Raw genomic sequence first — 18,189 nt, 5'->3', positions numbered from 1 at the left:
TCTACCACGAGCTCACGAAACGTACCCCCGGAGGGCGAGTCGGCGGCAGCCCCCGTTCTGGGCCACTGGGAGGTGCTTCGGTATATGTGCTGCGTGGCCCAGTGGTTGCACGCCTTCTGACGGCACGGGGTGTGGAATCCTCAGTGGCTTCATCGACCCACTCTCAGTCCCGTTTGCACGGGTGGCCCTGGAGCGCTGCCCTTTGCGCAACCATGCACGACATCGTGATGCACGCTTCGATGATCCAAGTCTGGCCAGCAACGCATCCGAAGGGCGGGCTGGGATGCAGCATGCGACCGCGAAGGCAGGTGCGGGCGCGCCAGGAAGCGCCTTGAGTGAGAAGGCAGGAGAGGTGAGCGATGGCCCCTGTGTGTGCCCGGATAGTCTGGCCAAGTCGACCGAGCCGATTGGAGCAACTCAAGAGTGGCAGCCATTGACGACCTGATCGCACAAGTCCCGGAGCCGCTTCGAGGACGCCTTGTTGAGCAAGTGAAGCTTCTCACTGAGCGCAAACAGTTCGGACTGGTCTTCCAAGACCATATGCCTGAGGCGATCGAAGTCCCAGGACTCCCACCGCGTCGCGACGACATAGTTCGGCTGCGCGGGGACGACGCAGAGACGAACTTCCTCGTCAAGTTTCTAAGGAACGGTGTGGCTGGCGTCGTTGAGGTGAGCGGCACAGGCGAGGTGGTTGGTGAGTTGGCGGAAGTCCATACGTCGAAGCTCACCGTCGTGAAGAATTTTGGGGAGCCGATCTACGCAGGTCTGAAGTCGGTCGGCCGGATCCAGCGGGGCGGGGATAAGCCGTTCCACGCTGTCATTCAGGGTGAGAACTACTACGCCCTCGAGACCTTGCTCTACACGCACCAAGGTAAGGCGGACGTGATCTACATCGACCCGCCGTACAACACTGGCTCCTCGGATTGGATTTACAACGACCGGTACGTCGACGGCCAGGATGCGTACCGCCACTCGAAGTGGCTCGCGTTTATGAAGCGGAGACTGGAGCACGCCAAGCGCCTGCTGAAGCCGACCGGCGTCATCATTCTCGCCATCGACGACACTGAACAGGCACGGTTGAAGCTTCTGTGCGATGACGTATTCGGAGAACAGAACTTTCTGGCGAACATTGTCTGGCAAGGCAACGTAAAGAATGACGCCCGGTTCTCGGGCGACGGCATTGATTACATGCTCGTTTTTGCCCGATCCCGCGAGGCCCTCATAGAGCATGGCGCAACATGGAGAGAGCTGAAGCCTGACGTGGACAAAGTCTTCGACGCGGCCTCGCGCGCGTGGCGGGAGTCTGGTGGAGACTCAACGAAGGCCAGCCGTGCGCTGAAGAAGTGGTGGTCCTTGCAGCCGAAGGGCAGCCCCGTTCTTGCTAGCAAGCACTATGCCCACGTTGATGATGTGCGCGAAGGTGAGCCGTACTTTGGAAGCCCACTCATGAGCCCGAACTTTCGGAAGAACCTTGTCTACGAGCTTGCTCACCCCCAGACGGGACGTCCTTTCAAGACGCCAGTGAACGGCTGGCGCTACGCACCCGAGTCAATGAAGGAGATGATCCGGGACGGTCGGATTCACTTCGGTAAGGACGAGACAACTCTTCCTCTAAAGAAGGTCTACCTTCGGGAAGTCTCGGTCCAGACCGTGGTCCCTTCGTTCCGCGAAGACCGACGTTCGGCTGGGAAGCACCTCGAGGACATCATCGGCTCAAGGGAGTTCCCGTTTCCAAAGAACACTGATGTCGTCGCACGTTGGATCAATATCGTTTCGGGGTACAACCCAGAGGCCGTCGTTGTCGACTTCTTCGTTGGTACCGGCACCACGACCGAAGCAGTCATGCGCATGAACGCTCAGGACGGCGGTCGTCGTCAATCGATCGTCGTCACCAACAACGAGCTCGCATCGCAGACGGCAAGAGCGCTCAAGAAGGCTGGCCACCTTGCCGGCGACGCGGAGTGGGAGGCGGCCGGAATCTTCCAGAAGGTCACGAGGCCACGGATTGAAGCGGTCGTGACCGGGTTCCGACGGGATGGCTCGACCTACTCAGGCGGTTTCAACGAGAACGTGGAGTTCTTTGAGCTCACTTTTGAGGACGAGAATATGGTTGCATTGGGTCGCAGGTTTGCCGCTATTGCGCCACTGTTATGGCTCAAAGCTGGGGGTACCGGTTCCGTGATCAGTGACGTTGATCCGGCCGGCTGGGCTCTCAACTCGGATTGCTCCTACGCCGTCCTTTTCGATGCCGCCTACTCTGCCGGGTTCATCGAAAACGTCCGTGACCACGTGGGCACGGTCCGTCACGCCTTTATCGTGACCAACCAGGAGTCTGCGTACCAACAAATCGCCCGTGAGCTGCCGCCCCAATCGTCATCGTTTAGTTCGACAAGGCTCTATGACGACTACCTGCGCTCGTTCCAGATCAATGGGAAGGACTGAGCGCTCGTGCGCATTACGTTAACCGAGTACCAGGCTGTTGCCGTAGACAAAGTCCTAAAACGCATACTCTCGAGCCAGGCGGCATACGAGAATGAGGAGTACTCCGCGGTTGTGCTGTCAGCCGTGACCGGTGCTGGCAAGACGGTCATCGCGACTGCTGTTATCGAGCAGCTCCTCGAGGGCGGCGATGTCATCGCCGCACCGCATCCCGACACGACCCTCCTGTGGGTGACGAGCGACCCGACCTTGAATGCCCAGACGCTGCAGAAGATGGAAAGCGCCTCCGATCGCCTCGGCAACCTTGGTCGCTTTCGCACAGTTACTGCCGGGCAATCGATCAATCAGGAAGTATTCGACCCCGGTACCGTCACGTTCCTCAACACCCAGGCAGCGCGACGAGGCTCGGTGATCGACAAGCGAACGGACTCGCAACAGTTCAGCATCTGGGACACCATCGCGAACAGCGTTGTGAAGTACGGGTCGAATTTCATTGTCTTCATAGATGAAGCTCACCGCGGCGTGGAGCAAAAGCCCGACAAGGATCAGTCGACAATCGTCAATAGGTTGGTCAACGGCCCCAAACCGGTTCCGGTCGTCGTCGGCATCTCGGCGACGGCCGACAAGTTTCACAAGTCAATCGCGACGGCGATCGCGGGTGAACCCAGAACCCCACGCAACGTGACTGTTCCCGTCTCTGACGTGCAGGCCTCGGGCATTATCAAAGACCGTATCGTCCTCCACAATCCCGTGGCATCGGCGGCTGGTACCTTCGCAGCCGATACAACCCTTATTCGGGCAGGCGTCAAGCAAAGTCTCGCGGCGGAATCGTCGTGGGCTTTGTACTGTTCTGCCGAGGGTGAAAACCTCGTGCTCCCAGCCCTTGTCGTTCAACTGCAGGACAAGCCCACTGACGACGCGCTGCGTGAAGTTGTAGATGCAGTCCTTGACGAGTGGCCCGGCCTCTCCGTCCGGAACATCGTTAACACGTTTGCAGAGCACCAACACCTCGACCTCGGAGCGGGCCGGGTGATCAAGTACATGCAGCCGCATCACATTCAGGATCAGACTTATGTGCGCGTAATTCTGGCGAAGAATGCGATTACTACTGGCTGGGACTGCCCGCGAGCGGAGGTGTTGGTGTCCCTACGTACAGCGAAAGACCACACGTACATCGCGCAGCTCATAGGTCGAACGATCCGCCAGCCCCTCGCACGCCGAATCGAAGCGGACGAAACACTGAACAAGGTCCATTGTTACTTGCCTCGCTTCGACGTGACCGGCGTCAATGCCGTCATTGAGCAGTTCAGGAATGAGGGCGACGACAGTCTCCCCGTCGATATTGTTCGCGCAACGCTCACCTACGGTAAGGCGGACGGCACCGACGCCGCATTCCAGCTGCTTGGCGCGCTTCCTTCGTACCAGATCCCCAGTCGGTTGAGAGCGCCTGGCACCCGCCGTCTTCACCGGCTGGCGGCCGAGCTCGCTCACGACAACATTGATCCGGAAGCACCCGACGAGGCCAAGCGACTTCTCAATATCGAGATGGACGCAATTGCCGCACGACTCGAGACGGATGTCATGAATCGTCGTGCGGAGATCGAGCACGTCAAGCTCCACGAGAACGAAGTTTCCACGACCGGCGACCTGATCAGCTCCGGCGCGGCTCTGATGCCGCTCAAGCGAGACCGAAATAACATTGACGACACCTTTCGAACCGCATCCCGGGCGCTAAAGGATGGTCTCGCCGAGGACTACTGGAACTATCTAGTCGACAAGGACCCGACCGATGTCGTTGCACACAAAGTCACCGTTGCCGCGCTCGGCACGCTCCAGACTGCCGTGAATGACGTTCAAACGTACGCCAACTTGGTCACATCGACTTGGCTAAAGAAGCATGGCAAGGCCGTAAGCGAACTCTCAGAGGGGCGCCGCGGCGTGTACGACACGATCCGATCGGAAGCGAAGGATCCAGAACTGAGCACGGTCGCCACACCGGATGTCGTCGATGAGAACCTTAGGGTGGCACCGGAGCAGGCCGAGAACGAGGCGGCGGCTATTGCTTTCGCGAGGAGTGACAGTGGGCACCGGTTCCCTCAGCACCTGTATGTCGACGACGACGGAATGTATTACGCCGCGGCTCTGAACAAGCTCGAACGAGACGTTCTCGCCGCGGAAATTTCGGATGGCGACCTCTGGTACCGAAATCCTCCAGCCGGGCGGCGCTCGCTCACAATCCCATATCAACTCGCGATCGGGCAGCACGCTGGGTTGCATCCTGACTTCCTCGTTTTTCGAGAGGTAGACGGGCAGATGACGGTCTCGATCATCGACCCGCACGGAACTCATTTTGACGACTCGGATCCGAAGCTGCGAGGACTCATCCAATACGCAGAGTTGCACGGAGGCGCCTATCGAAGCATTCTTGCCGTTGATCGCATCGGCGTTGAAGTTCTCGCGTTGCCATTGCATGTTGCGAAGATCCGCGAGCGGGTTCTGAAGCGGCTGGACGCCGGCGAATCATCTGGGCATGTTTTCTCGGCCGAGGGTGTACCCCTATAGCGCGCTCGCAGTGGTACACGATGACGTCGCGGGTGCGGCTGACTGCGACCAGAGCGTGTCTTCGAGACGTGCGGGTCAGCAGCGGTCAGGCGCTTCGCGAGGCGCCCCGCCCACCCGCTTGGAGCCTCTCGAAGGCAAAGGGTGGTGCCGGGTCGCGGTCGAGTTCGTCGGGACCTACTGCGACCAGCTCGGCCGCGGTCGAGCGTCGCGCTCAAGTCCTCGATTCACTAGTCGCCGCGATCGGCTGACTTCACAGATTGATCGCCTCGTCGAGAACCGCGCGATCGCGATCGGCGTGCAGTGCGCGGCGCGAGTCCACGTCGAGTTCGAACTGGGCGAGATCGAAGTGGGACGCGTCATCCGCGCGGCATCCGGTGGCGTCCGTGGGTGCGCGTCGTGACGGTGGCGGCCGCGTTCCTCTTCGGGCTGCTCATCGATCGCATCGGCGGTGAGTCGAGCATCAATCTGCTCGCGCCGCCGGTGTTCGCGCTCGTCGTGTGGAACCTGCTCGTTACCTCTGGCTGCTCGTGCGCCCGCTCCTGCTGAGGCGCGAGGCGGCCGGCCCGCCGTTGGCGCTGATGGAATTTACGCCACGGTAGAAACCGCGGAAGGGGCCCGACGTTGGCGCGCCCGACCCCCTCACTTGCACGCGTCACCGCGCCAGCGACACCCCGAGCGTCGCGAGCACGCCGAAGACGACGCCCCAGAGGGTGATCGAGATGATCTGCCACAGGATCACAAGGTTGCGGTTGGCGCCGAACGAGACCATCGCGGCTGACGTGAACTGGCTGGGCAGGATGGCCGGGCCGACGAGGCTCACGCCGGCGACACCGTACTTGTCGAAGGCGCGGCGCACCTTCTCCTGACGAGGAGATGGCGACGCAGGCGTCGTCTCGCCGGCAGCACCCGCCTTGCTGGCGACGACCTTCGACCGCACGCCGTGCGCGGTGAACACGAACACGAGCATCGAGACCACGTTGCCGATCACGGCCGCGCCGATCGCGAGCGCCGTCGGCAGTCCGATGACGACGCCGATGACCGCGCCGAAGTACGAATCGACGAACGGGACCGCGGCCGCGATCATCACCCCGACCCACTGGAGGAAGTCGGGCATGGAGGCGGTGAAGTCCTGGAGTACGTCGATCATGACAAGTCCTTTCGGTTGAGCGGTACCTCCATCCTTCGAGAGCCGCCGGGCGCGCGGCAGTGCCGCCGTCTCACCAGATCACGTTCGAATCCGCACGCCAGACCGTGACAGATGTCACGGGTCTAGGCTCGAACGCATGCCATCCGAGCACTCCCGCAGCGTGCACACCACGTGGCTGTACACGCTCTCGTCGGTCGTGTTCTTCGTCGGCTTCTTCGTGGGCTTCGTGGCCCTCATCATGCTCGAGGCCTACTCGAACGCGCCGAGCGCCCTCGGAGCTGCGCTCATCGTGCTGCAGCTGGTCGCGGGTGCGGCGCTGATCCGGTTCTGCTGGTTCCTGCAGGTGGGTCGTGGCGGCGGACTCCCCGGCGCCGCATGGACGATCGCGCTCTTCGTTCCCGCTGTAACGGCCTGGGTGCTGGGGCTCTTCTCGCCGGGCTACGAGCTCATCGCAGCGACCTCGCTGTGGGCGGCGTGCTGCCTCGTCGTGTGCCTGATGCCGAAGCCCTGGCGCTGGCCCGCGCTCGGGGCATCCGCCATCGTCTTCGTCGCCCACCCCGTGATCGCAACCGTCGCGCTCGACGCTCCCTTCCCGTATGCGACCGGCGGCTCCGCGTGGGCCATCAGCATCTACGCGCTGACCCTGCCGTTCATGCTGCTGTCGAGCCTGTGGTGGTGGGAGATCGTCGTCGAGCTCGATCGCCACCGTCGCAGCGCCGCCGAGCTCGCGGTGACGCAGGAGCGGCTGCGGTTCGCGTCAGACCTGCACGACATCCAGGGGCACCACCTGCAGGTCATATCGCTGAAGTCCGAGCTCGCCGAGCGCCTCCTCGAGCGCGATCCTGTCGCGGCTCGCGAGCACATCCACGAGGTGCGGCTCATCGCGAAGGAGGCCCTCGAAGCGACGCGCTCGCTCGTCGCCGGGTACCGCCAGGTGTCGCTCGCCGACGAGCTCGAGAACGCCCGCGAGGTGCTCACGGCCGCGGGCGCCGAGTGCGAGCTGCGGCTCGGCGAGTTGCCGACGGATGCCACGACGCGCAGTGCCCTCGCGTCGGTCGTGCGCGAGGCGACGACGAACATCCTGCGGCACAGCGCGGCGACGCGGGTGTCGATCGTGCTGTCGCGCGGGACGGGTGCCGGACGCTGCGAGCTCGTCATCGCGAACGACGGTGCATCGGCCGAGGCCGTGCGGGGGTCGGGCGCTGCGGCATCCGGGCTCGCCGGCCTGCGCGAGCGGCTCGCGGCCGTCGGCGGAACGATCGAGACGTCGACGGATGCCTCGAGCGCCCGCTTCGAGCTTCGGGTGTCGGTGCCCGTGGCCGCCGAGGTCACTGCGTGAGGGGGCCGGGCAGGGGCCGTGCCGGAGCCGGTGGCGCGGACGGCCTGTCGGGCGGGGAAGCGGGCGAGCGACGCATCCGGCTGCTCATCGCCGACGACGAGCACCTGATTCGCGGGGCGCTCGTGGCGCTGCTCGGCCTGGAGCCCGACATCGAGGTGGTGGCGACCGCCGAGAACGGCGTCATCGCCGTCGAGCAGGCGATCGCGACCCGGCCTGACGTGTGCCTGCTCGACCTCGAGATGCCCGAGGCCGACGGGCTCGAGGCCGCGACGCGCATCCTCGCGGCCGTGCCGACCCGCGTCGTCATCGTGACCCGGCACGCGCGGCCTGGGGTGCTGCGCCGCGCGCTCGCGTCGAAGGTCTCGGGGTTCGTGCCGAAGTCGACGCCTGCCGAAGACCTCGCGCACGTCATCCGTGACGTCGCCGCGGGCCGCAGGTACGTCGACCCCGAGATCGCGGCGACCGCGCTCACCGCCGAGCGCTGCCCGCTCACCGACCGGGAGCTCGACGCGCTGCGCTACAGCCGGTCGACGATGAGCGTGCAGCAGATCGCCGACCGGCTGCACCTGGCGTCGGGCACCGTGCGCAACTACCTCTCATCGGCGATGACGAAGCTCGGCGCGGCGTCGCGGCACGAAGCCGCCGAGCGGGCGTGGGAGCAGGGCTGGATCTAGGCGACGCGTTCCACGAGCTGGTGCAGCTTCGCTCGGCGCAATCGGTGGGCGTCAAAGATCGATCGCCTCGTCAAGAACCGATCGATCGCGATCGGCGTGCAGTGCGCGGCGCGAGACCACGTCGACAGGTCGTTCGAACAGCGACTCCATGTCGAGTTCGAACTGGGCGAGATCGAAGTGGGACGCGTCATCCTGTGGCTCCACCAGAAAATCGATATCGCTCGACGGCGTCTCGTCGCCACGCGCGACCGAGCCGAAGACCTGGACCGACGCGATGCGGTTGGCGCGCGCGAGGCGTTCGATGAGCGCGCGGCGACGGCGGAGCTCGTCGAGCAGGTGGCTGGCCGTTCGCTGACGCCCGGCCGGCGGGACGCGCTCGCCCGCGACTTGGCTTGCGACGAAGCGCTCATAGGGCACGAGCACCGCCTCTGGGCGTCGGTGCGACCCGATGACCACCGAAGCGGCATCCGGCCCGCGATCGCGGAAGTCGCGAAGCATGCTCGAGAGCGCAGCGCGGGCCTCTGCCACAGGAACCACGTAGGCGTTGATCGGCGCGATCTTGCTCATGGGAGCAAGGATACTTGGCATGTACACAAATATGTACATATCGGAGCCCCCGCTTGAAGGGGAAGGTGCGTCGACGATCCGGGACTGCACTGAAGTGCTCGCCCGACTTCGGCGGGACACTGGTCGTCATAGACGGAGCGCCGCCGGAGCCTAACGCTCCCGTGCATCCGCTAGTGAAGTGGGGCGAGCGGACCATGGGCATCCTCGATGAGAATCGTCCGAAGCAGCGCATGCCGGGAGCGGGGCGTGTTCGCAAGCAAGGCGGTCCGGTGCGGGTCGGGGCGGCTCTGGTCGCGATGGTGGTGTCCGTTGCCCTGCTCGCAGGTTGCGTCGCTGCCGATCAAGACGACGCGGGCGGCCGCACCAAGTCCGCGACTTCTGAGCCCACGCCCACCTCAATGAGAACAGTGAAGCAAGAGGAAACGCGAGAGGCCGTTCCGTTCACGTCGACGACGATCGCAGAGCCGAGCCTCGACATCGGCACTCTCGTGGTCGCGACGCCTGGCCAGGACGGCGAACGGGTGATCACCTACGAAGTCGTCTACGAAGAGGGCCGAGAAGTCGGGCGCACGGTTGTCAGCGATGTGGTGAGCGTGGCACCGGTGCAGGAGATTCGAGCGGAAGGCAGTCGGGTGCCACCCCCGCCCCCGCCGCCCGTGCCAGCGGGAGGATGCGACCCCAATTACAGCGGCCCGTGCGTGCCGGTGGCGTTCGACGTGGATTGCGCAGGTGGCAGCGGCGATGGTCCCGCCTATGTGAGCGGGCCTGTGCAGATCATCGGTGACGACCCCTATGACCTCGACCGCGACGGCGACGGCATCGCCTGCGACTGAATGAGAGCCCGAGGGGTCCGACTCCATCGGGTGTTGTGACTATTGGCCAGTGCTTGCGCCCGCGACTCGCTTGCGGATCAACTCCACCGTGATCTCGGCGTCCCGCATGGCTTGCAGGATGGCAGCGTGATTGCGCCAATGCTGAGCCCACAACTCGTCACCCACAACCGATCCGAAATCGATGCGGGTAGGAGTTTGCCACTGTTCGTACGCATCAAGGCGCTCCGCGCGTTCTGCCAGCCCCCTGACTCCGCGGGTAGCGGGCGACAGGCGAGCCGAGCTGAACATCCACTCGCGCCATGGCTTGTTGCCTTTGCTCTGATTGCACTTGCCGCAAGCAGGCACGAGGTTGTGTATCTCCGAGATGTAGCCGGTTGGTTGCTTCCCCATGACAAGGGGGCGAAGATGATCCCATTCGCTCGCCGTATCCCCGCAGTACGCGCACCTCACCGCATCCTGCATTCCAAGGATCCGCAACGCCTCGTCGATCTGGTCAGCGGTGGGAATCACGACTGGAATGATTCCGTTCACGAACGAGTTCGTGATGCTTGATGAGCGGCCGGTGATCCGGACCGGCTTCGGCATGGCGAATCGGAACACTGCGGGGTCGGTCACAGGGATGAGCATACGTTCACCGGCGATCGAAGAACTTCGCACTCCTCCCGGCCTGATGCCCAGCGCCCGGCATAGACTCCGCGATATGGACGAGTCGGGCGCCCTCGAGACGACCGCGGCGCGCGCCGTTGAGACGGCCGACCGCGATCGCGTGCTGTGGTCCGACGCCGACCGCGAGTGGGCGAGCCGTGCGGCGGCGTCCATCGTGGGGGAGCGGGCGAGCGCCGACGAGTTCCTGAGCCGGCGCGCGCAGCTCGTGCTCGAGCGCATCGGCACGCGCCAGCCTGCCGTGACGCGCACGGTACGCGGCATCCGGTGGCGGCCGTGGGTGGGCGTCGTGACGGTGGTGGCCGCGTTCCTGTTCGGCCTGCTCATCGACCGCATCGGGGGCGGGTCGAGCATCAACCTGCTGGCGCCGCCGGTGTTCGCGCTCGTCGCGTGGAATCTGCTCGTGTACCTCTGGCTGCTCGTGCGCCCGGTGGTACTCGGGCGCGGGGCGGCCGGCCCGGTGCGGGGGCTGGTCATCCGGGTCGCGTCGGTGCGGGCATCCGGTGACACCAGCCGATCGGATGCCCCGACCGCTGCCCGGCGCACCGTGCTCGCCGCGCTGCCCCGCGACTGGGCGCGCGTCGCCGCACCGCTTTACGGAGCGCGCGCCGCCCGCGTGCTGCACCTCGCGGCCGCGGCGACCGCGCTCGGCGTGATCGCCGGCCTCTACCTGCGCGGCATCGCGTTCGAGTACCGCGCGTCGTGGGAGAGCACGTTCCTCGGCGCCGAGCAGGTGCGCGCGCTGCTCGCCGTGACGTTCGCGCCGGGGTCGTGGGTCACCGGCATCCCCGTGCCCGATGTGGCGGCGATCGAGGCGATCCGCGCGCCCGAGAGCGAGAACGCCGCGATGTGGATGCATCTCATGGCCGCCACGGTCGCGCTCGTCGTCATCGTGCCGCGGCTTGTGCTCGCGCTCGTCGCGGGGCTCGTCGAGCGGCGCCGGGCGAAGCGCGTGGCGCTGCCGCTCGACGAGCCGTACTACCGCCGCCTCGTCGCGGCGTGGGTGGGCGAGCCGGCGCGGGTGCGCGTCATCCCGTACAGCTACACCCTCACGCCCGAGGCGCGGGCAGGGCTCGAGGCCGTGCTCGCCCGGGCGTACGGAAACGCTGCCCCGACGATCGATGCGCCCCTCGCGTGGGGTGATGACGTCGAGCAGAGCCAGGCGATGGATGCCGCGGGCACGGAGTTCGCGGCGGCTGGCGAGATCCGCCTGCCGCTGTTCAGCCTCACGGCCACGCCCGAGGAGGATGCGCACGGGGCGTTCCTCACGGCGCTCGGTGCCGGCGGCGGGGCCGGCCGTGCTGCGGCATCCGGAACCACTGTCGTGCTCGTCGACGAGTCGGCGTTCCTCGCGCGCTGGGGCGATGACGCCCGGCGACGCGACGAACGCCGCGCGGCGTGGCGCGAGCTGCTCGAGGCGCACGGCAGCGTTCCGGTGTTCGTCGATCTCGACGAGCCCGACCTGGCCGCGGCCGAGGCGGAGCTCGCCGCCGCGGCATCCGGTCACGACGGCGGCAGCGGCGCCACGCCCGACGCGAGGGGGCGGACATGAGCGACGACGCGGCATCCGCTGGGCCCGATCGCGCGCCCGACGTGCCCGGCCTCGACGCTGGCGCTGTCTCGCTCTCCCTCATCTCGCACACCAACGCGGGCAAGACGACGCTCGCGCGCACGCTGCTCGGACGCGACGTCGGCGAGGTGCGCGACGCCCCGCACGTGACCGCCGAGTCGACGCCGTTCCCGCTCGTGCAGACGACCGAGGGCGACCTGCTCACGCTGTGGGACACCCCCGGCTTCGGCGACAGCGTGCGGCTCGCGCGCCGGCTGCGGCAGGACCGTAACCCCATCGGCTGGTTCCTGTCGCAGGTGTGGGACCGCTACCAAGACCGCGCGCTCTGGCTCAGCCAGCTCGCGGTGCGCAACGTCGCCGAGCAGGCCGACGTCGTGCTCTACCTCGTGAACGCGGCCGAGGCGCCAGCCGACGCCGGCTACCTCGCCCCCGAGCTCGAGGTGCTCGAGTGGATCGGCAAGCCCGTGCTTGTGCTGCTCAACCAGACCGGGCCGCCGCGCGAGCGGGCGGCCGAAGAGGCGGATGCCGCGCGCTGGCGTGCCGCGCTCGGCCCCTCGACCAACGTGCGCGACGTGCTCGCCTTCGACGCCTTCGCGCGCTGCTGGGTGCAGGAGTTCACGCTGTTCGACGCGATCGAACCGCTGGTTCCGGATGCCTCGCGGTCGGCCTTCGCACGGCTCTCAGCCGCCTGGCGCGACCTGCGCATGGGCGAGTTCGACGCGGCGATGTCCGCGCTCGCCGGACCGATCGCGCGCGCCGCCGCCGATCGCGTGACGCTGACCCCTCCGTCGTCGTCGGAATCGCTCGCGAAGCGGGTCGGCGGGTCGCTGGGACTGCCGAGCCCGGCACGATCCCAGGCGCGAACGGATGCCGCGGAGCAGCTGAGCGCCCGCCTGCAGGCCGACCTGCGGCAGGGCATGGAGCGGCTCATCGCGATCCACCGCCTCGAGGGGCGGGCCGCCGACGAGGTGCTCGAGCGCGTCGCCGGCGACATCCACGTCGACGAGCCGCTCGACGCGACCCGCACGGCCGCGCTGGGCGGCGTGGTCTCGGGCGCGCTCACCGGCCTCGGCGCCGACCTGATGGCCGGCGGTCTCACCTTCGGTGCAGGCATGGTCGCCGGCGCCATCCTCGGTGCGCTCGGCGGCGCGGGCGTGGCGCAGGGCGTCAACGTCGTGCGCGGACGGAGCGAGTCGAGCCTGCGCTGGGAGGAGGCGTTCCTCGACGGGCTCGTGACCTCGGCGCTGCTGCGCTACCTCGCCGTCGCGCACTACGGGCGCGGGCGCGGCGCGTGGCGCGAGGGCGAGTACCCGCCGCACTGGCGGCCGATGGTCGTCGAGGCGGTCGTCGCCGAGCGGGATCGGCTCGCGGTGATCTGGGGCCGACGCGGCGAGGGCGATGAGCCGCTTCGGCTCGAGCTCGAGGAGGTGCTCGGTGATCTTCCGCTCGAGCTGCTCGATGCGCTCTACCCGGGCGCGCTCGACGATGACCGTGGCTCGGACACGACCACGATGTGAGTGAGTCATCGGTTGCTGCGGCATCCGGCGTTGCAATCGGCCGGGCCGCTCGGCATTATCGGTGCAGGTGCGCCGACTCCCCGGTGGCGCCTTTGATGTCCTTCTCCGTCGTGTGCAGCAGTCGCTCGGCGAGGTTGCGCAACGCGCGTGCCACCGCGAGCTCGTCGCCGATCTCGGGCACGCTCGGATCGTGCGGGTTGCGCTGCGCTTGGCCGACGCCGGTCACATCCCGACCCGCGGGCGTGCGCAGGCTGACGTTCGCCAGCGTGGTGTCGTCTTCTTCGTCGATGTCGACAGTGATGCTCCAGTGCTTCGTCGCATCCATGGAACTCACCACCCTCTCCGGTCTGGTTCCACGTTCAGGGTACCGACCTGCCGTGGGTGCGGCGAGGGTGAGGAAGCGCCGCATGACTGCCCATGCAGTCGGCCCCAGACCTCAGTCCGGCGGGATGTTCTGGTTGAGCCGGAAGAGGTTGCCGGGGTCGTACTTGCGCTTGAGCGCCTTGAGGCGGTCGTACTTCTCCGGCCCGTAGGCCTGGCGGATGCGTTCCTCGCCCTCCTCCATGAGGAAGTTCGTGTAGACGCTCGTGTGGAAGGGCTTCAGGGCCGACCAGAAATCGCGGACCCATTCGCGTTCGACATCGAAGCCTTCGGCCGTCTCTGTTGCCGCGTTGATGTTGAAGGTGTGCCCGCCGCCGCGGCCGTTGAACGCGGTCTCGCCATCGCCGACCCTCGCCACCGCGCCGCCGAGCTGCCAGATGGGGAAGCTCGTCAGCGGCGACTGGATGCGCCTCGTGTGTTCGACAGTGATGTCGATGACCTCGTCGGTCAGCTCGGCTACGTCGCAAGAGCGGAAGTAGTACCAGCGACCGGGCGGGAAGGAGGGGTCGAACATCGCCTGATGGTCGACGAAGGGCTTCGGCACGCAGAGGTCGAGCACCGGTGAACCGAAGTCCTTGATGGGGCGCACGACGCGCTCGCCCTCCTCGACCGGCCCCGTGTAGCAGCAGACCACACCGACGATGAGCTTGCCGTGCAGCTCGGGGGGAACGAACGGGAGCGGCGGCGCCTTGCGATGCATCACGATGGTCATCAGCTCGTCAGGCGCGTCGGCGATCCAATCGCGATAGAAGCGGAGAACCTGCGGCGACTGCTCGATGGGCCAGAAGATGGGCCCGGCGACGACGGTCGGGCCGACCTCGCAGAGGTTGAAGTCGAACGCGGTGACGATGCCGAAGTTGCCTCCGCCACCGCGCACTCCCCAGAAGAGATCGTCGTTCTCGGCCTCGCTCGCGATGACGCGCTCGCCTTCGGCGGTGATGAGCTCGACCGACGACAGCTGGTCGATGCTCAGGCCGTGCTTTCGCATGACCCACCCGATGCCGCCGCCGAGCGTGAGGCCGGCCACGCCGGTGTGCGTGACGATGCCGCTCGGCACCGCGAGCCCGAAGGGTTGCGTCGCACGATCGAGCTCGCCGAGCAGCGCCCCGGCCTGCACGCGTACCGTGCGCGCCTCGGGATCGACGGTGGTGCCCTTCATCGGCGCGAGGTCGATCACGATTCCGTCGTCGCACACCGAGAGCCCGGGAAAGCTGTGACCGCCGCCGCGAACGGCGATGGGGAGGCCAGTGCGGCGTGCGAACTGCGTCGCAGCTGCGATGTCGTCAGCTCCGGCGCACCGAGCGATCAGGGCAGGATGGCGATCGATCGAGCCGTTCCAGACCTTCCGGAGCCTCTCGAAGGAGGCGTCGGTCGGCCGCACCAGCTCACCAGTGAACCCGGATTCGAGTTCCCTGTACGCGGCTGCATCGACCGCCACGGCCATCCCGCCAAGCTACTCCTCGGGTCCCGTGCCCACCAGCGTTACGGTCGATGACCGCTGCGCGCCGACGCGTCAACCCCGCGGACGCCGGCGCCATCGTGACGTAGCGTGCCCACTACGCGAGCGGAGGCATCCATGCGCATCGTCATCGTTGGAGCGACCGGCAACATCGGCACCGCGATACTGCGCCGACTGCACGGAGGCGGCGATCGCCCGGACCGCGACACCGCCGGCCCTGCGGCGGCTGCCGACACTCACGAGCTCGTCGGCGTCGCCCGCCGCCTGCCCGATGCGACGGTCGCCCCGTACTCCGGCGTCGAATGGCACCGAGCGGATGTCGCCGCGCCCGACGCGGTCGAGCGGCTCACCGCCATCCTCGCCGGCGCCGATGCGGTCGTGCACCTGGCCTGGCTGCTGCAGCCGAACCACCGGGAGCGGGAGCTGTGGGCGACGAACGTCGTCGGGCAACGCAACCTGCTGGCCGCCGCGGCATCCGCCGGGGTGCCGCACGTGATCGTCTCGTCATCGGTGGGTGCGTACAGTCGCGGGCCGAAGGGCTCGCGCGTCGGCGAGGACTGGCCGACCGGCGGCGTGCACACCTCGCACTACAGCCGGCACAAGGCCGCGAACGAGCGGGCGATGGACGAGTTCGAGGCACGGCATCCGCAGATCTTGGTCGCTCGCGTGCGCCCGGGGCTCGTGTTCCAACACGACGCGGCGAGCTCGGTCGGGCGGCTGTTCATCGGCGGGCTCGTGCCGAAACGCTGGCTCGGGCGGGTGCGGCTGCCGATGCTGGCCGTTCCGGTGCAGGTGGTGTCGCAGGCGGTGCACGCCGATGACCTCGCCGACGCGTTCGCGCGCATCATCGAACAACGTGCCGGCGGGGCGTTCAATGTTGCGGGCGAGCCGGTGCTCGATCCCGTGGCGCTCGGCGAGGTCTTCGGGGCGCGACGGGTCGTGCCGCTGCGGCGCGCGGTGCTGCGGGCGATCGTGTCAGTGACGTGGATGCTCCGCCTGCAGGCATCCGACCCGGGCTGGATCGACATCGCGACGAACGTGCCGGTGATGTCGACCGCGCGCGCCCGCTCGGTGCTCGGGTGGGAGCCGCGCCGCAGCTCGACCTCGGCGCTGCGGGAGCTGCTCGATGGGATGGGCGAGGGCGCGCGGGTGGCGGCGTCGCCGCCGTTGTCGCGCTGAGCGTCTCCGCGCCGGTGCCGCATCACTGGATCGGGCGTACCCTGTCTGGTAGATGCGTCAAAGGGGATCGCATATGCCGTATTTCATCATCGAACGGAACTACGCCGAAGACGTTCCCGTTCCACTCGAAGCCGCTCCAGGCCTCAACCTCATCAACGACGAGGAAGACGTGCGGTGGCTCTACTCGTTTCTCTCCGTCGATCGCCGCAGGAGCTACTGCCTGTACGAGGCGCCGTCGATCGAGGCGATCCGGGCGGCGGCAGTGCGCGCGGGAATCCCCGCCGACGTCATCACCGAGGTCGACGGCCGCATGATGCCGAGCGGCACGCTCGCCGGCGTCGTCTAGTCGGTCCGGCCGCCCGTCAGGTGTTTGCAGGCTGGCGGGACGGGGGGATGTTCGGGTTGATGTGGAACAGGTTCTCGGGATCCCAGCGGTCCTTGAGCGCCACGAGCCGGTCGTACGACTCCGCGCTGAAGCCGGCGCGTACCTGCGCTTCGCCGACGTCGGGCTCGAAGTTGAGGTAGACGCCGCCCGTCGTGAACGGTGCCATCGCCGCCGAGGATTCGCGGACCCAGTTGATCTCACGCTCGGAGTCGGCCGGGTCGGTCCACGCGGCGATCGGATGCCACATGTACGGCGCATCCCGATCACTGGAGGCCGTGGCCTCCTCGTCGACCGCGCTGATCGCGCCGCCATGGTGGAACACGACGGAGTAACTCATGGGGCTCTTGACTCGCCGGCCGTGCTCGACGTGGGCGGCAATGGCGTCGTCGCTCAGCGCCACGAGATGCTCGCCACGGTGGTAGTTCAACCAGCCCTTCGGGGAGAACCCGTCGACGATCGTCTGGAAGGCGGTGTACGGCATGCGGTCGATCGCGTCGACCGCCGGCGGGCCGATCTGCTCCTTGAGCGGCCGGAGCACCGCCTCGCCCTCGTCGGCGTCGCCCGCGAACATGGCCAGAATCATGAGCGCCGGCTTCCCCTGCAGTTCAGCGGGAATGAACGGCTCGGGCGGCGCGATGAAGACGACGAGCGAGCTGCCCACCTCGGGCGGTGCGGCCTCGACCCAGTCGCGCCAGGCGCGGCCGATCTCGACGGCGTCGTCGAGCGGATGCACCACCAGCCCCGCCATGACGGTCGGGTCCAGTTCGTGCAGCTGGAACTCGTACGACGTCACCACACCGAAGTTGCCCCCACCGCCACGCAGGCCCCACAGCAGGTCGGCGTTCTCGTCGGCGCTCGCCGTGACCACGCGGCCATCGGCAGTCACGACCTGTGCCGAGATGAGGTTGTCGCACGCGAGGCCCCACTTGGTAGAGAGCCAGCCGTAGCCACCGCCGAGTGTGAAGCCTCCCACGCCGGTGGTCGTGACTCGGCCGCCCGGCGTCGCGAGGCCGAACAACTGGGTCTCGCGGTCGAACTCGCCCCAGAGCACCCCTCCGTTCGCACGCGCGACGCGCGCGTCGGGATCGACGTGAACGCCTTTCATCCCCGACAGGTCGATCAGGACGCCCCCGTCGCTGACACCGTTGCCGGCCACGCTGTGACCGCCGCAGCGCACGGCCAACGGCAGCTTCCCCTCGCGAGCGAGTGCGACGGCGTCGACGACGTCGGCCGTTCCGGTGCAGCGCGCGATCAACGCAGGGCGTTTGTCGACCATCCCGTTGTAGACGGCACGAGCGGCGTCGTAGCCGTCGTCTCCCGGGCTGAACTGCTGGCCTTGGAAGGCCGGTCCGATCTCGAGCGTCGCACTTGCCCTCGGGGCTGAGTTCTGCATGAGGATGCCTCCTGATCATTGATGCCGCGGAACGTGCCGGAGCGCGCATCTAGGGGTGACGTTTCCACCGCCCACGTGCGC

At 67.0% G+C, this 18,189-nt stretch carries 16 protein-coding genes; 10 read left to right on the top strand and 6 right to left on the bottom strand.

What is annotated here, in order from left to right; all coding sequences use genetic code 11:
• Positions 1–423: 423 nt before the first annotated feature.
• The 3 genes from QFZ26_RS05370 (at position 424) to QFZ26_RS05360 (ending at position 5,547) form a co-directional block, all read left to right on the top strand.
• Positions 424–2,442, top strand: coding sequence for a site-specific DNA-methyltransferase (locus QFZ26_RS05370; RefSeq protein ID WP_307039962.1), 2,019 nt, complete (start codon positions 424–426; stop codon positions 2,440–2,442).
• 6 nt (positions 2,443–2,448) lie between these two features.
• Positions 2,449–5,001, top strand: a complete 2,553-nt coding sequence (locus QFZ26_RS05365) for a DEAD/DEAH box helicase (RefSeq protein ID WP_307039960.1) — start codon at positions 2,449–2,451, stop codon at positions 4,999–5,001.
• Positions 5,002–5,388: 387 nt separating this feature from the next.
• Entirely contained in the window at positions 5,389–5,547 is a 159-nt protein-coding gene (locus QFZ26_RS05360) for a hypothetical protein (RefSeq protein ID WP_307039958.1), read from the top strand.
• Between the two features lie 106 nt (positions 5,548–5,653).
• Here QFZ26_RS05360 and QFZ26_RS05355 read toward each other — a convergent pair whose 3' ends face one another.
• Positions 5,654–6,148 carry a hypothetical protein gene (locus QFZ26_RS05355; RefSeq protein ID WP_307039956.1) on the bottom strand — a complete coding sequence of 165 codons (495 nt, stop codon included), beginning with the start codon at positions 6,146–6,148 and terminating at the stop codon, positions 5,654–5,656.
• Between the two features lie 136 nt (positions 6,149–6,284).
• Between QFZ26_RS05355 and QFZ26_RS05350 the strand changes: the two genes are divergently transcribed.
• Both QFZ26_RS05350 and QFZ26_RS05345 read left to right on the top strand, forming a co-directional pair.
• Positions 6,285–7,487, top strand: a complete 1,203-nt coding sequence (locus QFZ26_RS05350; RefSeq protein ID WP_307039953.1) for a sensor histidine kinase — start codon at positions 6,285–6,287, stop codon at positions 7,485–7,487.
• Positions 7,488–7,561: 74 nt separating this feature from the next.
• A complete protein-coding gene (locus QFZ26_RS05345) occupies positions 7,562–8,161 on the top strand; it encodes a response regulator transcription factor (protein WP_307044935.1) in 600 nt (199 codons plus the stop codon).
• 51 nt (positions 8,162–8,212) lie between these two features.
• On the opposite strand, the gene QFZ26_RS05340 is transcribed toward QFZ26_RS05345, so the two are convergent.
• Positions 8,213–8,578 carry a nucleotidyltransferase family protein gene (locus tag QFZ26_RS05340; protein WP_307039951.1) on the bottom strand — a complete coding sequence of 122 codons (366 nt, stop codon included), beginning with the start codon at positions 8,576–8,578 and terminating at the stop codon, positions 8,213–8,215.
• Between the two features lie 344 nt (positions 8,579–8,922).
• Here QFZ26_RS05340 and QFZ26_RS05335 point away from each other — a divergent pair, with 344 nt between their 5' ends.
• Entirely contained in the window at positions 8,923–9,561 is a 639-nt protein-coding gene (locus QFZ26_RS05335) for a G5 domain-containing protein (protein ID WP_307039949.1), read from the top strand.
• Between the two features lie 39 nt (positions 9,562–9,600).
• Here the strand turns inward: QFZ26_RS05335 and QFZ26_RS05330 are convergent, their stop codons facing one another.
• On the bottom strand, positions 9,601–10,176 hold the full coding sequence (locus tag QFZ26_RS05330; protein WP_307039948.1) for an HNH endonuclease signature motif containing protein: 576 nt from the start codon (positions 10,174–10,176) through the stop codon (positions 9,601–9,603).
• An 85-nt stretch (positions 10,177–10,261) separates the two neighbouring features.
• Here QFZ26_RS05330 and QFZ26_RS05325 point away from each other — a divergent pair, with 85 nt between their 5' ends.
• Positions 10,262–11,776 (top strand): DUF2868 domain-containing protein, encoded by a 1,515-nt coding sequence (locus tag QFZ26_RS05325; RefSeq protein WP_307039946.1) that lies wholly within the window; start codon positions 10,262–10,264, stop codon positions 11,774–11,776.
• Positions 11,773–13,311, top strand: a complete 1,539-nt coding sequence (locus tag QFZ26_RS05320; protein ID WP_307039944.1) for a DUF3482 domain-containing protein — start codon at positions 11,773–11,775, stop codon at positions 13,309–13,311. The genes QFZ26_RS05325 and QFZ26_RS05320 overlap by 4 nt, the downstream gene beginning before the upstream one ends.
• A 55-nt stretch (positions 13,312–13,366) precedes the next feature.
• Here QFZ26_RS05320 and QFZ26_RS05315 read toward each other — a convergent pair whose 3' ends face one another.
• Together QFZ26_RS05315 and QFZ26_RS05310 are read right to left on the bottom strand one after the other, a co-directional pair.
• Positions 13,367–13,636 carry a DUF1876 domain-containing protein gene (locus QFZ26_RS05315; RefSeq protein WP_307039943.1) on the bottom strand — a complete coding sequence of 90 codons (270 nt, stop codon included), beginning with the start codon at positions 13,634–13,636 and terminating at the stop codon, positions 13,367–13,369.
• Positions 13,637–13,747: 111 nt separating this feature from the next.
• Positions 13,748–15,136, bottom strand: a complete 1,389-nt coding sequence (locus QFZ26_RS05310) for an FAD-binding oxidoreductase (RefSeq protein ID WP_307039941.1) — start codon at positions 15,134–15,136, stop codon at positions 13,748–13,750.
• Between the two features lie 132 nt (positions 15,137–15,268).
• Here QFZ26_RS05310 and QFZ26_RS05305 point away from each other — a divergent pair, with 132 nt between their 5' ends.
• On the top strand, positions 15,269–16,330 hold the full coding sequence (locus QFZ26_RS05305) for an NAD-dependent epimerase/dehydratase family protein (RefSeq protein ID WP_307039939.1): 1,062 nt from the start codon (positions 15,269–15,271) through the stop codon (positions 16,328–16,330).
• A 73-nt stretch (positions 16,331–16,403) separates the two neighbouring features.
• Positions 16,404–16,676, top strand: coding sequence for a DUF4242 domain-containing protein (locus tag QFZ26_RS05300; protein WP_307039937.1), 273 nt, complete (start codon positions 16,404–16,406; stop codon positions 16,674–16,676).
• Between the two features lie 16 nt (positions 16,677–16,692).
• Here QFZ26_RS05300 and QFZ26_RS05295 read toward each other — a convergent pair whose 3' ends face one another.
• The gene (locus QFZ26_RS05295; protein ID WP_307039935.1) at positions 16,693–18,108 is read right to left on the bottom strand and encodes an FAD-binding oxidoreductase; all 1,416 of its coding nucleotides are present in this window, start codon (positions 18,106–18,108) and stop codon (positions 16,693–16,695) included.
• Between the last annotated feature and the right edge of the window lie 81 nt (positions 18,109–18,189).

The sequence above is a fragment of the Agromyces ramosus genome (assembly GCF_030817175.1).
Classification (GTDB): domain Bacteria; phylum Actinomycetota; class Actinomycetes; order Actinomycetales; family Microbacteriaceae; genus Agromyces; species Agromyces ramosus_A.
This window is presented reverse-complemented; position numbering and strand designations above follow the sequence as displayed.